This window comes from Xanthomonas sp. LMG 12459 (assembly GCF_009192905.1).
Taxonomy (GTDB): domain Bacteria; phylum Pseudomonadota; class Gammaproteobacteria; order Xanthomonadales; family Xanthomonadaceae; genus Xanthomonas_A; species Xanthomonas_A sontii.
The window spans coordinates 17,303-33,189 of record NZ_NSGT01000044.1 but is presented as its reverse complement, the minus strand read 5'-3'; the positions used below and the strand labels follow the sequence as shown (position 1 = coordinate 33,189).

The following is a 15,887-nucleotide window of genomic DNA, read 5'->3' as shown; positions in this document are numbered from 1 at the left end:
CGGTAGGTAGCGCGACTGAGGAGCGGCGGTGAGCCGCCATCTGGTTCCTTGAGTCCGATCACCCGGGGGCTTGGAGACGCGTGGCGCCGACGTCGTTTGACTCGCACGCGGACCGGGCACGCGCAGGGTCCGAACGAGAAGACAACGTTGTCAACCGACAAATCCGACGAATGCGAGACAGATCCAGGATTGCTGCGATGACAACGTTTTCATGATTGTTCGATGCTGCGGTGCAGTGCGGGTGTGTCGAGTGCACCGAAGCGTGCGTGGTGCAGGGCGTGAGGCACACCGCCGAGCGGATGCGTGCAGCGCGCGCTGCTTGTCGATGCTGCCGCGGTGGTGCCGCGACGACCCGAGAGATTCCGCGGCAAGACGCGTTCGCGCCGCCGTGCAGGATCAGTCACCGGACCTGTCGCGGGTGTGCGCGCTCAGGGCGCCTCGCCCAGCGCCTCGAGCAAGGCCGTATTGAACCGTTGCGGCGCTTCCACCTGCGGCGAATGGCCGAGGTCGTCGAAGGCGACCAGGCGCGCGCCGGGAATCGTCGCGGCCGCGCGCTTGCCCAAGGCCGGGTAGTCGCCCAGGGTCGCCGCCAGCGCCGGTGGCGCCAGGTCCTTGCCGATCGCGGTCCGGTCGCGCTGGCCGATGAACAGGGTGGTCGGCACGCGCAGTTGCGGGAAGCGCTGCACCACCGGCTGGTTGAACACCATGTCCGAGGTCAGCGCCTGGTTCCAGGCCACGCGGTCGCCGCCGGGACCGGCGTACAGGCCGGCCTGCATGCTCACCCAGCGGTCGTACTCGGGCTTCCACTGTCCGCCGTAGTAGACGGTTTGCTGGTATTGCTTGATCGAAGCCGCGTCGGTCTTGCGTTCCTTGGCGTACCAGTCGTCGACGCTGCGCCACGGCACGCCGGCGGCCTTCCAGTCCTCCAGCCCGATCGGGTTGACCAGCAGCAGCTGGCTCACGTCCTGCGGATACTGCAGCGCGTAGTGCGCGGCGAGCATGCCGCCCATCGAATGGCCGACGATCGCGGCGCGGGTCACGCCGGCCTGTTGCAGCAACGCATGGGTATTGGCCGCCAGTTGCGCGAAGCTGAACTGATAGGCCTGCGGCTTGCTCGACTTGCAGAAGCCGATCTGGTCCGGCGCCAGCACCCGGTAGCCCTGTGCCACCAGCGCGGCGATGGTCGATTCCCAGGTCGCCGCGCAGAAGTTCTTGCCGTGCAGCAGCACCACGGTGCGGCCGTTCGGCGTGCCGGTCGGGGCCACGTCCATGTACGCCATCTGCAGCGGCTGGCGCTGCGAGTCGAAGCGGTACCAGTGCACCGGATAGGGATAGGCGAAGCCTTCCAGTTGCGCGCCGTAGCGTGGCGGCGTATCGGTGGCGGAGGCGAGCGGCGACAGGGCGAGGGCGGCGAGCAGCAGGCAGTGGCGCATGGGAGCAGGGCGGCAGACGTGATGGACCACGACCTTAGCCCGGCCTGCGCTTGCCAGGCGTCAACGCGTCACGCGGGCGGCGGCAGGCTGCCGCCGTTGTGCACCAGGGTCAGGCAGGCGTGGTGCTGCATCCGCGCGAGCGGTTCCTGCAGCGCCGCCAGCACCTGTTCGGCCTGCGCACCGAGCACCGGCCGGTACGCCGCCCAGCCGTTGCGGCCCTTGGCCTTGGCCTGGTACAGCGCACGGTCCGCCAGTACCAGCAGTTGTTCCCAGCCGAGCAGGTTGTCGGGGTCGTGCACGAACGGGAATTCCGCCAGCCCGATCGAGCAGGTGACCCGGCCCTGGCGGCCGTGGTCGAGCACGAAGGGGTGCGCGGCGACCGAGCGGCACAGCCGTTCCGCGGCCATGGTGAGGTTCTCGCGCGGCGCCGAACGCAGCACCAGCAGGAACTCCTCGCCGCCCCAGCGCACCACGTAGTCGCTTTCGCGGGTCAGCCGCACCAGCAACTGCGCCATCTGCTGCAGCACCGCGTCGCCGGTGTGGTGGCCGCCGCTGTCGTTGATCGACTTGAAGTGGTCGATGTCGATCAGCGCGAACAGCATGCCCGAGGACAGCATGTCCTCGTCGTTGGCGGCCATGCGCCGGTACAGCGCGATGTCGCTGGGGATGTGCAGCGACAGGTAGCGGCGGTTGCGCAACTGGGTCAGTTCGTCGGTGAAGCTGGCCTCCTGCAGGCGCTGGTTGGCCGCCTGCAGCGCCTGGGTGCGCTCGCGCACCTGGCGTTCGAGGATGTCGCGCTGGCGCCGGTTGTGCAGCCGCGCCAGGGCCACCGCGCACAGCAGCAGGGCGAACGCGCCCAGCGTCAGCAGCAGCCTGTAGAACGGCGTCTCCTGGAAGCGCAGCGCGATCCGCAGCGGCAGCCGCGCCGGCGCGGCCGCCCACACGCCGGCGTTGTTGCTGCCGGTGACTTCGAAGACGTAGTCGCCGCCGGGCAGGTTGGTGTAGCTGACCGCGCGCTGGCGGATGTCGTCGAGGGTGCGCCAGCCGCGGTCGTAGCCGAGCAGGCGGTAGCGCAGCTCGACGTTCTGCGGCGCCTGGAACGAGGCGGCGGTGAACTCGAAGTCGAGGTCGCGCGCGCCTTCCGGCAGCGGTGCCGGCAGCGCCTGCGGCGTCAGCCACTGGCCCAGCGCACGCACCCGCTCCACCACCGGCTGCGGCGCCACCGGATTCTTGACGATGCCGGCGGTGTCGAGCGCGACCACGCCGTCGCGGCTGGGCAGCCACAGCGCGCCGTGCTCGATGAAGCCCTTGCCGTTGCCGGCGCCGTTGCAGCACATGCCCTGCACGCCGCCATGGCGCTGCGCGCGCTCGGTGAGCATCAGTTCGGCGTTCAGCGGCGCCTGTGGCGACGCCGCATGGCGCAGCAGGTCGGCCAAGCGCACGCGGTAGACCCCGCGCAGGCCGGCCACCCAGATCGCGCCGCGGCCGTCGTCGGCGATGAAGAACGCGGCGTTCACCGGCAGCCCATCCTGTTCCCCGAACGCGTACCAGTGCGCGCCGTCGAACAGCCACAACTGCTCGTTGAGGGTGCCGACCAGCCATTGCCCGCCGGGCAGCTCGTGGATCGCGGTGACGTCGGCGCTGGCCAGCGCCGAGCCCGGCGGCGCCAGCGCGACCAAGCGCTCGTCGCGCAGCGCGTACAGGCCCGACTGCGCGCCGATCAACAGGCGCCCGTCGCGGGTCTCGTGGATCAGCCGCACGCGCGGATCGCGCAGGCCCTCAGCCGTGCCGTAGCGGCGCAGCCGCGTGCCGTCGGCGCGGAACAGGCCGTCGGTGCTGGCGAACCACAGCCGCTGCGCGCGATCGCGGACGATCCCGCTGATCTGCAGGTCGCGCAGCGGCGCCAGCCAGTCCGGCTGGCTGAGCCGGCCGTCGCGGTATAGGGCGGCGCCATGGCGGGTGCCGATCCACAGCTGGCCGGGTTCGGCCAGCAAGGTATAGGGCGCCTCGTTGTGCAACTGCGCCAGGCTCAGGCGCGGTTGGTAGCGGCCATCGCGCAGCTGCGACAGGCCGCTGTCGGTGCCGACCCACAGCGATCCGTCCGGATCGCGCGCCAGGGTCCACACCAGCGCGTCGTCCAGCCCTTCGTGCGTGCTGTAGCGTCGGGTCCAGCCGTTCCACAGCCGGGTTGCGCCGTTCCAGCTGCTGCCCAGCCACAGGTTGCGCTCGCGGTCCTCGAAGATGGCGTTGACGCCGACGTTCGGCTTGTTCTCCGGGTTGCGTTCGACGATGGCGCCATCGCGCACGCGCAGCAGCGCGCCGGGCTGTCCCACCCACAGGTTGCGGTCGCTGTCCTCGAACAGGGCCTGCACGGCGCGCCGGCTGGTCCCGGTCGGGTCGGGCAGCCATTGCCAGCGGCTGTCGCGGCGCAGCAGCAGTCCGTCGCGGGTGCCGGCCCAGAGCGTGCCTTGCGCCTCCAGCAGATGCTGCACCGGCGTCGCGCCGGCCTCCTGCGGCAGTGCCAGCGACTCCGGCGCGTCCTGGCCGGCGACGAAGCGCAGCACCGCGCCACGCGTGCCCACCCACAGCGCGTCGGCGCGCGGCAGCAGCGTGTAGGCGCCGCCGGCGATACGGTGGCGCAGCTGCAGGCGATCGCCTTGCACCGCGTAGACGCCATCCTGCGCCGCGACCAGCACGCTGCCGTGTGCGTCGGTCGCGATCGCTTCGATATTGAGCAACGGCGCCTGCGGATCCTGCGGCAGCAGCGTGGTGAAGCGTCCGTCGCGGTACCGCGACAGGCCGCGGTAGGTGCCGATCCACAGCGTGCCGGCGGCGTCCACGTGCAGCGCCTTGATCAGGTTGCCGGGCAGATGCGCCGGCGCGCCCTCGTTGAACGAGGTCATGCGCACGCCGTCGAAGCGGGTCAGCCCGCCCATCGTGCCGATCCACAGATAGCCCTGACGGTCTTGGGCGAACGCCTGCACGCTCAGCTGCGGCAGGCCCTGGTCCAGCCCCCAGCCTTCGCGCTCGTAGTGATGGAACTGCTTGTCCGGCTGCAGTGCCCACGCCTGCGGCACGCATGCGCTCCACGCTGTCGAGAGCATGGCCAGCTGTAGCGCCAGCAGGCGCCAGGAGGCGTGTGGAAACCGCAAGCGCATGCCCATGCCGGATCGGCCGACGTCTCTGTCGTTAGCGGCAACGCCACGCGGATCTTGATGCGCGCGGCAGCGAGGACGCTGGTGATCACCCGGGCCAGCGTCCATCGGGCTGGCTCAGCACTCGATGACGTTCACCGCCAGCCCGCCGCGGCTGGTTTCCTTGTACTTGTCCTGCATGTCGCGGCCGGTGTCGCGCATGGTGCGGATCACCTTGTCCAGCGACACCTTGTGCTTGCCGTCGCCGCGCATCGCCATGCGGCTGGCGTTGATCGCCTTGACCGCGCCCATCGCGTTGCGCTCGATGCACGGGATCTGCACCAGGCCGCCGATCGGGTCGCAGGTCAGGCCGAGGTTGTGCTCCATGCCGATCTCGGCGGCGTTCTCGATCTGCCCCGGCTTGCCGCCGAGCGCGGCGACCAGGCCGCCGGCGGCCATCGAGCAGGCCACGCCGACCTCGCCCTGGCAGCCGACCTCGGCGCCGGAAATGGAGGCGTTTTCCTTGTACAGGATGCCGATCGCCGCGGCGGTGAGCAGGAAGTCGAACACGCGCTGTTCGTCGGCGCCGGGGCAGAAGCGGTCGAAGTAGTGCAGCACCGCCGGGATGATCCCCGCCGCGCCGTTGGTGGGCGCGGTGACCACGCGGCCGCCGGCGGCGTTCTCTTCGTTGACCGCCAGCGCGTACAGGTTGACCCAGTCCAGCGTGGTCAGCGGATCGCGCATCGCCGCTTCCGGCTTGGACGACAGCTCGCGGTACAGCGCCGGCGCGCGCCGCGACACGTGCAGGCCGCCGGGCAGGGTGCCTTCCTCGCGGATGCCGCGGGTCACGCAGGCCTGCATCGCGCCCCAGATCTCGCGCAGGCCGGCGCGGATCTCGTCCTCGCTGCGCCAGCACTTCTCGTTCTCGAACATCAGCGCGGCGATGCTCAGGCCGCTGCGCGCGGCCTGCGCCAGCAGCTCGTCGCCGCTCTTGAACGGGTAGGGCAGCGGCGTCTCGTCGGCGACGATGCGGTCGTCGGCGGCGTCGTCCTGGTTGACCACGAACCCGCCGCCGACCGAGTAGTAGTCGCGCGTGGCGATGACTTCGTCGTTGGCGGCGTAGGCGGTGAAGCGCATGCCGTTGGTGTGGTACGGCAGCTTCTGTCGCTTGTTCATCGCCAGGTCGCGCTTCTCGTCGAAGGCGATCTCGTGCCGGCCGAGCAGGTTGATGCGTTTGCTGCTGCGGATCCGCTCCAGCGCACCGGGGATGATGTCCGGATCGATCAGGTTCGGGCGCTGGCCTTCCAGGCCCAGCAGCACCGCCTTGTCGGTGCCGTGGCCGCGCCCGGTCAACGCCAGCGAGCCGAACACTTCGGCGCGCAGGCGCACCACGTCCTGCAGGCGGCCCTGGTCGAACAGCCAGCGGTGCACGAAGCGCTCGGCGGCGCGCATCGGCCCCACCGTGTGCGAGGAACTCGGCCCGATGCCGATCTTGAACAGGTCGAAGGTGCTGACAGCCATGCGCGTGCCGAGGGGGTGGGCGAAAGACCGTCTATTCTATGCTTCCGGCGCGCGGCCCAGGTCCGCAGCGCAGCATAGGACGCGAGCATGTCCCTGACCCTGTACCAGCGCGACGACTGCCATCTGTGCGACCAGGCTCTGCAGGTGCTGGCGCAGGCGCGCGTGGCCGAGCCGGACAGCGTGTTCATCGACGACGACGCGACGCTGGAGGCGCGCTACGGGGTGCGCGTGCCGGTGTTGCGCGCTGCGGACGGGCGCGAACTGGACTGGCCGTTCGATGTTGCCGGCGTGCGCGCCTGGCTGGCGGCGTCGGCCGAATGCGCGTGAGCCGCGCATAAAAAAAGCGGCGGACCCGACGAGGAAATCCGCCGCTCAGCGGCCGCGCGCCGCGGCCTGTGGCGAATCACTTCGCCTTGAACACCACCTTGGTGCTGATCGCGGTTTCGTTGGGAATGGTCTTGGTATCGGCCCAGTCGCCGCCGCCCACGCCGAAGTCCAGGCGCTTGACGGTGGCCTTGCCGGCCAGCACCGGCTGCGCGCCCGGGGTCCAGGTGAAGGTCAGGGTCACCGGCTTGGACACGCCGCGCAGTTCCAGGGTGCCGTCGGCGGCGAACTGGTTGTTGCCCAGCGCGCGGAACTTGTCGGCGCGGTAGTGCGCGGTGGCGAACTTGGCCACGTCGAAGAAATCCGCGCCCTGCAGGGTGGAGTCGCGGTCGTTGTTGCCGCTCTTGGCGCCGGCCAGCGGGATGGTGACGTCGAGCTTGGCGCCGGCCAGGTTGGCCGGGTCGAAGCTGAGCTTGGTGTCGAACCCGGGGAACTGGCCGGTGAACACTTCGCCGTCGTACTTGCTGGCGAACACCAGGGTGGAGCCGGGGGCCTGCACATAGTCGGCGGCCTGCACCGCGGGGGCAGCGGCGAGCAGGGCCACCAGACTGGCGGCGACGGCGGCGGGGGACGCGAAACGGGTCGACATCGAAACAGCTCCTCAGGACTTGGGGGTGAGCCAGCCGCGCGGCAACATCCGCACCAGGGTGGCATCGCGTTGGAACAGGTGGTGGTAGAAGGCCGCGCCGGCATGCGCCAGGACCACCGCGATCAGCAGCCAGAAGCCCCATTCGTGCACGGTGTGCGAGAGGTCGCGCAGGTGCTCGTTCGGGGCGCTGAGCTTGGGCACCGCGACCAGGCCGAACCAGCGGAACGGGCGCAGGCCGCTGGCGGAGTCGTACAGCCAGCCGGACAGGGGGATGGCGAAGATCATCACGTACAGCAGTGCGTGGGTGGCGTCGGCGATGCGTTCCTGCCAACCGGGGGTGCCCGGCACCGGCTTGGGCGCGCCGGCGTACAGGCGCCAGCCGAGCCGCACGATCACCAGCGCCAGCACGGTCAGGCCCAGCGACTTGTGCGCGGTGTAGACCCAGAAATACTTGGGCGTCTTCGGCAGTTCGCCCATGGTCAGGCCGACCACGCCGAGCAGCAGGATCAGGGCGGCGATCAGCCAGTGCAGTGTCTGGCTGACGCTGCCCCAGCGGTCGGGGGTATTGCGGGCGCTCATGGCATTCCGTCCTGCGCCGCCGGCGCGGTGGGGGTGTCGGTGGGAGCGGCAGGCGGAGTGCCCGGCGCCGGATCCGGTTCGGCCTTGGCGCCGCCCTCGCGGGTGGCCTCGGCCTCGATGCGCAGTTCCACCGTGCCGCCGATCACCGATGGCCAGGAACTGATGCCGAAGTCGGCGCGCTGCAGCGTGGTGGTGGCGGAGAAGCCGGCGGTGCGACGGAACGGCGGCAGCGGATGACGCTTCACTGCGTTCAGGGTCACGTCCAGGGTCACCTCGCGGGTGACGCCGTGCAGCGTCAGCTGCCCGATCACCTTGGCGTGCTGCGCGTCGATCGGCTCGACGCGGGTGGAGACGAACTGCGCTTCCGGGTAGTGCTCGCCGTCGAGCAGGTTGTGCGCCAGCGCGGCGCGGTTCCACTTCTCGTCGCCCAGGTCCAGCCGCTGCAACGGCACCCGCGCCTGCAGCCGTGCGCTGCGCCAGTCGTCCGGGTCGAACACCAGGGTGCCGGTGCTGCCGGACACGGTGCCCAGCGCCTTGGAGAATCCGGCGTGCTCGATCGCGAACAGCACCCGGGTGTGCACCGGGTCCAGCGCGTACTGCGCCGGCGCGGCCAGGGCGGCGCCCGGCAAGGCCAGCAGGAGGGCCACGAGAGAGGGTCTGAACATGGAGCGGGGCCGCGCTGGGAGGTCGCCGGATTCTAGTCACAGTCCGGGCCGGCTGCGCACCTGCGGCGCGTAACGGTTCGTTGCGCGCGGTGGCAGGTGTGATTTTTCCGCGGCCGCGGGGTATAAGAACGCTGCCGCGGCGAGCGGCATACGGAGCGGGCGCGCCGCGCGTCCGGCCCCGGCAGTGCGCCGGTGTTCATCCGCCGACGTCCTTTGCCGGAGCCGATGTCCATGCCCATCCCGCATCCCCCACGCCGGTGGCGCTGCTGGGGGCTGGCCTGCCTGTTGGCGCTGGCCGCCGTGTGCGCCGATGCCAATGCCGCGGTGCCGGAACTGCCGCGCTTCCGGGTGTTCTCCGGCGAGCAGGGGCTGCCGTCCAGCGATATCTCCGGGTTGCAGCTGGACCGCGACGGCTATCTGTGGATCGCCAGCGGCGATGGCCTGGCCCGCTACGACGGGCGCGAGTTCCGGGTCTGGCGCCACGATCCGGCCGATCCCGCCTCGTTGCGCTGCAACTACGTGCAGGACCTGCACATCGACGCGCGCGACCGCATCTGGGTGGCCTGCGAGGGCGGCGGCCTGAGCATGCTCGGCGCGGACCGGCGCGGCTTCCGCCACTTCAACATGGCCACGCAGCCGGCGATGCGCAGCGACGACGTGTTCGCCATCGCCAGCCGCGGCGACGCGGTGTACTTCGGCACCTACCGCGGCGGCCTGTACCGGCTGGGCGGCGACGGCCGCGTGCAGCGCATCCGCGCCGGCGATCCGGCGGTGGACGCGCTGCTCGACAGCGCCGTGCTGACCCTGGCCTTCGACGATGCCGGGGTGCTGTGGGTGGGCACCTTCAAGGGCCTGGTGCGCTACGACGGCCGCCACGCCAGCGCCTACCGCATCGACGACGGCTTGCCGCAGGAGGAGCAGGTGATTATGTCGATCACCCGGCTCAGCGATGGCCTGTGGTTCAGCGGCAACACCGGCCTGTTCCGGCGCGACCGTGCCGGGCGCTGGTTGCGTGCGGACTGGATCGGCGCACTGCATCGCGCGGCCAACGCGATCGCCGAGGACGGCGCCGGCGGCTACTGGCTCGGCAACGGCGAAGGCCTGTGGCACAAGCCGGCCGACGGGCCGGCGCGGCGGGTCGACACCGGCGGCGCGGCGGTGTCCGGCGCCAGCGTGGTGGAGACCGTGCTGCGCGACCGCGAGGGCGGCCTGTGGGTGCCGCTGCCGACGCGCGGCCTGGGCTACCTGCGTCCGGACTGGCGCCGCCTGGCAGTGCTGGGCACCGCGCAGGGCCTGCCCGCCGACCAGTACGTCGGCTTGGCGCCGGCGCGCGCCGGCGGCGTGTGGCTGCTCGGCTCCGGCGCCAGCGTGTTCCGCCTCGACACCACCAGCGGTGCGCTGAGCGCGCCGCATTGGGCCAACGGCGCGCCGAGCGGGCGCTTGCTGTCGGTGCTGGACGACCCGCGCGGGGCGTTGTGGATGGGGGGCAGCAGCACGCTGCTGCGCGGCCCGCTGGACGGGGGCACCCTGCAGCGCTGGACCCGCGCCGCCGGCGAGGCCGATCCGATTCCGGACGGCACGCTGGCCTGGCTGCAACTGGACGCACGCCAGCGGCTGTGGATCGCCGCACCGGGCTACGGCGTGCAGGTGCGCGATGGCGACGGCCACGTGCTGCAGAACCTCCCCGGCGGCCAGCACGGCCTGGCCGGCACCGACATCGCGGCGTTCGCGATGGCGCCGGACGGCACGCCGTGGGTGGCCGCCGAACAGTTCCAGCACTGGGACGGCGCGGCCGGGCAGTTCCGCACGCCGCCGGAACTGGCCGGCGAGAAGGTGCAGTCGTTCGCCTTCGCCGACGCGCGCACGCTGTGGGTGCATCGGCTGTCCGGGCTGGAACTGTGGCGGCGCACCGGCGCGCACTGGCAGCGCAGCCAGCGCTACGCGGTGGCCGACGGGCTGCCGGCCACCGAGTCCAGCGCGCTGGTCGCCGATTCGCAGGGGCGCGCCTGGCTGGGCATGCGCCGTGGCCTGTTCCGGGTCGATCCGCGGCGCACGCCGGCGGTGCGCGCGTTCGGCACCCGCGACGGGCTCGGCAGTCAGGAACTGGTGCGGCGCGGCCTGCTGATGACTGCCGACGGCGTGCTGGTGGCGGCCGCCGCGGACGGCAGCGTGGCGCTGCTGGACACGCAGCAGCCGGATCCGGTGCCGGTGCCGCTGGCGCTGAGCATGGAGAGCGTGCAGGTGCGGCGCGGCCCACAACTGCTGACGCTGCCGACGCGCGGCGACTTCACCCTGCGCTCGGACGACCGCGACCTGCGCGTGGCGGTGCGGCTGCTGTCCTACATCGATCCGGAACACATCGTCTACCGGTTCCGCCTGCCGGGCTACGACCGCGACTGGGTCAGCACCGGCGCCAGCGGCGAACGCACCCTGCCGCAGCTGCCCGATGGCGCGCAGGTGCTGGAGATCCAGGCGCGCACCCGCAACGGCGCCTGGTCGCCGACGCTGCGCCTGCCGTTCCGGGTGCAGCCGCCGTGGTGGCGCAGCGTCTGGGGCATCGTCGGGCTGCTCGCTGCGGCCGGCCTGCTGCTGCTGATGTCGCTGCGCGCCTACCGGCGCCGCCTGGGCCGCCAGCACGCCTGGGAACTGGCCCTGCACAAGCAGGAACTGGCCGAGCAGGCCTCGCTGGCCAAGACCCGCTTCCTGGCCACGCTCGGCCACGAGGTGCGCACGCCGCTGACCGGGGTGCTGGGCATGAGCGAACTGCTGCTGGCCACGCCGCTGGATCCGAAGCAGCGCGGGTATACCGAGTCGATCCGCCGCGCCGGCACCCACCTGCTGCACCTGGTCAACGATGCGCTGGACCTGGCGCGGATCGAGGCCGGGCGCCTGCGCCTGGAGTCGCAGCCGTTCGCGCTGCAGGCGCTGATCGCCGAAGTGGTCAACCTGATGGCGCCGCTGGCGCAGGCGCGCGGGCTGCGCTTCGATCTGCACGACGGCATGCCCGGCGCGACCACGGTGGAAGGCGATGCGCTGCGGGTGCGGCAGATCCTGCTGAACCTGCTCGGCAACGCGATCAAGTTCACCAGCAGCGGCTCGGTGGCGCTGAAGGTGGCGCCGGGGCAGGACGGCCAGGGGTTGTGCATCGAGGTGGCCGATACCGGCCCGGGCATCGGCAGCGAGCAGCAGGCGCGGCTGTTCCAGCGCTTCGAACAGGGCGATGGCCCGCGCACCGCGGTGCGCCAGGGCGGCAGCGGCCTGGGCCTGGCGATCAGCCAGGAACTGGCGATGGCGATGGGCGGGCGCATCCAGGTCGAGAGCCGGCTGGGGCACGGCGCGCGTTTCCGCGTGGGCCTGCCGCTGCGCTGGCGTCCGGCGCAGGAACCGGCGGCGGTCCCGGTGCCGGCACCGCGCGCGCGCACCGCGCTGCGCATCCTGCTGGTCGAGGACGAACCGACCGTGGCCCAGGTGATGGTCGAACTGCTGCGCGGCCGCGGCCATCAGGTGACCTGGGCCGCGCACGGCCTGGAGGCGCTGACCGAAGCCAGCCAGGGCAGCTTCGACATCGGCCTGCTCGACCTGGACCTGCCGGCGCTCGACGGCCTGGCGCTGGCGCGGCAGTTGCGTGCGCTGGGCCATGGCTTCCCGCTGCTGGCGGTGACCGCGCGCTCCGACGGCGAGGCCGAGGCCGCCGCACGCGCCGCCGGATTCGCCGGGTTCGTGCGCAAGCCGGTCACCGGGCAGATGCTGGAAGGGGCCATCGACGCGGTGCTGGACGGGGCGCCGCCGCCGCTCTGAGTCGATGCGGGACGCGGTTGCCAGCGCCGGCGCTTATCGCCGACGATGGCGTCGGTGGCGCGGGACGGATGCCCGTCGGGGAGACAGAGGCGATGCGGTCGAGACGGATCTTGGGATGGCTGCTGCTGGCGTGGTCCGCGGTCGCCGGCGCGGCAGTGCCGCCGACGCCGCAGCCGCGCCAACTGACCGTGGCCGACGGCTTGCCGTCCAACAGCATCAATGGCTTCGCCGAGGACAAGCTCGGCTACCTGTGGCTGGCCAGCAGCGATGGCCTGGCGCGCTTCGACGGACGCGGCTACCGCATCTGGCGGATCGAGGACGGCCTGCACCACAACAAGATCTGGTCGGTGCACGTCGATGCGCAGAACCGGGTCTGGTTCGGGACCGACGGCGCCGGCCTGGGCATGCTCTCGGCCGATCGCCGGCAGTTCCGCTACTACGATCGCAGCACCTATCCGCAGATCGGCTCCACCACCGTGTGGTCCATCGCGTCCACGCCGGACGGCAGCGTCTGGTTCGGGACCTCCGCCGGCGGCCTGCACCAGTTGCAGCCGGACGGCCGCCTGCGCCGCTTCATGCCGATCCCCGGCGACGCGCGCAGCCTGCCTTCGGCCAGCGTCACCCATCTGGCGACCACGCCGGACGGCACCCTGTGGGTGGGCACCCGCGGCGGCCTGGCGCGTTGGACCGGCCACGATTTCCAGCGCGTCGCCGCCGACGCGCTGCCGCGGCCGGAAGTGCAGGGGCTGACGCCCGAGCGCGACGATACGCTGTGGGTCTCCACCCTGGGCGGGGTGCGCCTGCTGCGCGCCGACGCCAGCGTGGTGGAGCCGTACTGGCGCAACATGCCCGGCGACAGCGTGCTGGGCATGCTGGTCCACGACCGCCACGGCACGCGCTGGTTCGACACCATGGACGGGCTGGGCCGCGAGAGCGAGTCCGGGGTGATCCGCAACGTGCCGCTGTACAGCAATTCCGCGCACGGACTGGTCAAGCCGAACTGGTCGCTGGCCTTCGAGGATCGCGAGGGCGGCCTGTGGTTCGCCAGCGGCAATGCCGGGCTGTGGCACCTGCCGGCCAACTGGCAGCAGTTCTCGGTGCTGTCCTATCGGGTGGACGACCCGGAGTCGATGGGCAACCCCTACGTGCTGGCCACCGCCGCTTCCCGCGACGGCGGCGTGTGGCTGGCCGGCACGCGTGGCGTGCTGGACAAGCTCGATCCGGCCACCGGCGCCGTGCATCGGCACATGCGCGCGATGTTCGGTCTGGACTGGGCGCGGGCGATCGCCGAAGACCCGCAGGGCCGGCTGTGGGCGGCGGCCGCAGGGGCGGTGCTGCGCTACGACCCGGCCAGCGGCGAGGTCCGGCGCTGGGGCAAGGATGCCGGGGCCGATGCGCCGATGATGGACCAGGTGGATCGGATCGTCTTCAGCAGCGACCGCCACGTCTGGATCTTCAGCGACATCACCGGCGTGCAGGTGCGCGACCTCGATGGCCACGTGCTGCGCACCATGGCGCCGGGAAGCGCCGGCCTGCCTGCGGATCTGACCGTGCAGGAGGCCAGCCTCGGGCCGCAGGGCCAGCCCTGGTTGCTTGGGCAGCACGGCCTGCTTGCCTGGAGCTCGGAGCGCGCGCGGTTCGAAGCGGTGCCCGGTGCACCGCAGCGCCCGCTGAGCGCCCTGGCGATCAGCGACGGCAACGTGGTCTGGCTGGCCAGCGTCGGTTGCCTGGAGCGCTATCTGTGGGATGGCAGCCGGCTGAGCCTGCTCGACCGCATCGACGCCGAACAGGAGTTCCCGGCGCTGGCGCCGAACGGCCTGGTGGTCGATGCCAGCGGCGTGGCCTGGTTGAGCAGCGTGCGCGGGCTGATCCGGGTCGATCCGGCGAGCAAGGCGATCCGCTCCTACGGCGTCCACGATGGCCTGCCCAACCAGGAGTTCCAGATCCGCACCCTGGTGCAGGCGCGCAGCGGGCAGATCCTCGGCGGCACCCCGGACGGCGTGGTGCTGTTCGAGCCGTCGCAGGTGGTGCCGTCGCGGCGGCAGCCGCCGCTGGTGATCGAGCGCATCGGCGTGCGCCGCGGCGAGCGCGGGCTGGACCTGCTGCACGCCGACCGCATCGTGCTGCAGGAAGGCGACCGCGATCTGCACGTGGTCGCGCGCCTGCTGTCGTTCTCCGACACCGACGCCAACACCTACCGCTTCCGCCTCAGCGGCTACGACCCGGATTGGGTCGATGTGGGCGCCAGCGGCGAGCGTCTGTTCTCGCGGCTGCCGTCGGGCCACTACACCCTGGAGATGCAGGCGCGTACGGCCGACAAGGTCTGGTCGAACGTGGTCAGCCTGCACTTCCGCGTGCTGCCGCCGTGGTGGCGCAGCCCCTGGGGCATCGCCGGGCTGGCGGTGCTGGCGGTGCTGGCGCTGTGGTTGCTCGCGTACCTGTACCGGCGGCGGCTGCGCCGGCGCGCCGCCTGGCAGCTGGCGGTGCATAAGCAGGAGGTGGCCGAGCAGGCCTCGCTGGCCAAGACCCGCTTCCTGGCCACGCTCGGCCACGAGGTGCGCACGCCGATGACCGGGGTGCTGGGCATGAGCGAACTGCTGCTGTCCACGCCGCTGGACACCAGGCAGCGCCGCTACACCGAATCGATCCGCGACGCGGGCTCGCACCTGCTGCGTCTGGTCAACGATGCGCTGGACCTGGCGCGGATCGAGGCCGGGCGCCTGGAACTGGAACAGCAGCCGTTCGACCTGGGCCGGCTGATCGCCGAACTGGAGGCCATGATGGGGCCGATGGCGCGCAGCCGCGACCTCGCCTTCGCCCTGGACAACGCCATGCCGCCGCAGGTCACCGCGCGCGGCGACGCCACGCGGGTGCGGCAGATCCTGCTGAACCTGCTCAACAACGCCATCAAGTTCACCGAGCACGGCAGCGTGCAGTTGCGGGTGGCGCCGCTACAGCCGCAGCAGGGCGTGCGCTTCGAAGTCGCCGACACCGGGCCGGGCATCAACGCCGAACAGCAGGCGCGATTGTTCCAGCGCTTCGAGCAGGCCGACGGGCCGCGCACCGCCGCACGCTACGGCGGCAGCGGCCTGGGCCTGGCGATCAGCCAGGAACTGGCGGTGGCGATGGGCGGGCGCATCGAATTGCGCAGCCGCCTCGGCGCCGGCACCCGCTTCGTGGTCGACCTGCCGTTGCCGTGGGTGCCCGAGCCGCTGCCGCAGGCGCCACGCGACGCCCGCGCGTCCGCCAGTGCCGCGGCGCCGCGGCGGATCCTGCTGGTCGAAGACGATCCGACCGTGGCCGAAGTGGTCGGCGGCCTGCTGCGCGCACGCGGCCACCACGTCACCCACGCCGCGCACGCGCTGGCCGCGCTGACCGAAGCGGCGGCCAGCACGTTCGACATCGCCCTGCTCGATCTGGACCTGCCCGGCCTGGACGGCCTGGCGCTGGCGCGGCAGTTGCGCGCCTTCGGCTACGGCATGCCGCTGATCGCGGTCACCGCCCGCGCCGACGCCGACGCCGAGCCGCAGGCGCGTGCCGCCGGTTTCAGCGGGTTCCTGCGCAAGCCGGTGACGGGGGAGATGCTGGCGAAGGCGGTGGAGGCGCCAGAAGATGGAGAAGGCAGCAGGAGCAAGGAGGGCAGGTAAGTCACACCCGTCCGGCATCCGCAGCAGGTGTGACCAGCAGAGGGCAGGTGCCTTCCAGGCCGCATGCAGTCGGGACTGAAGTCCCTCCCACATGGAGCAGGTTGCGCATCCCGCTCCTGCGACTCCCCAATCCCGAC

The 15,887-nt window shown here is 71.8% G+C and carries 9 protein-coding genes; 3 read left to right on the top strand and 6 right to left on the bottom strand.

Annotated elements, in window-relative coordinates:
• Positions 1–428: 428 nt before the first annotated feature.
• From CEK65_RS11575 to CEK65_RS11565, 3 genes are all read right to left on the bottom strand, one after another.
• A complete protein-coding gene (locus CEK65_RS11575; RefSeq protein WP_152181817.1) occupies positions 429–1,433 on the bottom strand; it encodes an alpha/beta hydrolase in 1,005 nt (334 codons plus the stop codon).
• Between the two features lie 68 nt (positions 1,434–1,501).
• Positions 1,502–4,510 carry a ligand-binding sensor domain-containing diguanylate cyclase gene (locus tag CEK65_RS11570; protein ID WP_226980555.1) on the bottom strand — a complete coding sequence of 1,003 codons (3,009 nt, stop codon included), beginning with the start codon at positions 4,508–4,510 and terminating at the stop codon, positions 1,502–1,504.
• Positions 4,511–4,705: 195 nt separating this feature from the next.
• Positions 4,706–6,088: an L-serine ammonia-lyase gene (locus tag CEK65_RS11565; RefSeq protein ID WP_017913648.1), complete on the bottom strand. Its 1,383-nt coding sequence runs from the start codon at positions 6,086–6,088 to the stop codon at positions 4,706–4,708.
• Between the two features lie 87 nt (positions 6,089–6,175).
• Here CEK65_RS11565 and CEK65_RS11560 point away from each other — a divergent pair, with 87 nt between their 5' ends.
• Positions 6,176–6,415 carry a glutaredoxin family protein gene (locus tag CEK65_RS11560; RefSeq protein WP_017913647.1) on the top strand — a complete coding sequence of 80 codons (240 nt, stop codon included), beginning with the start codon at positions 6,176–6,178 and terminating at the stop codon, positions 6,413–6,415.
• 76 nt (positions 6,416–6,491) lie between these two features.
• Here the strand turns inward: CEK65_RS11560 and CEK65_RS11555 are convergent, their stop codons facing one another.
• The 3 genes from CEK65_RS11555 to CEK65_RS11545 are packed head-to-tail and all read right to left on the bottom strand — an operon-like array spanning position 6,492 to position 8,305.
• Entirely contained in the window at positions 6,492–7,061 is a 570-nt protein-coding gene (locus CEK65_RS11555) for a YceI family protein (RefSeq protein ID WP_152181815.1), read from the bottom strand.
• Positions 7,062–7,073: 12 nt separating this feature from the next.
• Positions 7,074–7,640 (bottom strand): cytochrome b, encoded by a 567-nt coding sequence (locus CEK65_RS11550; RefSeq protein WP_152181814.1) that lies wholly within the window; start codon positions 7,638–7,640, stop codon positions 7,074–7,076.
• Positions 7,637–8,305, bottom strand: coding sequence for a YceI family protein (locus tag CEK65_RS11545; RefSeq protein WP_152181813.1), 669 nt, complete (start codon positions 8,303–8,305; stop codon positions 7,637–7,639). The genes CEK65_RS11550 and CEK65_RS11545 overlap by 4 nt, the downstream gene beginning before the upstream one ends.
• A gap of 231 nt (positions 8,306–8,536) precedes the next feature.
• Between CEK65_RS11545 and CEK65_RS11540 the strand changes: the two genes are divergently transcribed.
• Positions 8,537–12,103, top strand: a complete 3,567-nt coding sequence (locus CEK65_RS11540) for an ATP-binding protein (RefSeq protein WP_152181812.1) — start codon at positions 8,537–8,539, stop codon at positions 12,101–12,103.
• Between the two features lie 68 nt (positions 12,104–12,171).
• Complete coding sequence (locus tag CEK65_RS11535; RefSeq protein ID WP_152181811.1) at positions 12,172–15,750, top strand: ATP-binding protein; 3,579 nt, start codon at positions 12,172–12,174, stop codon at positions 15,748–15,750.
• Positions 15,751–15,887 lie beyond the last annotated feature (137 nt).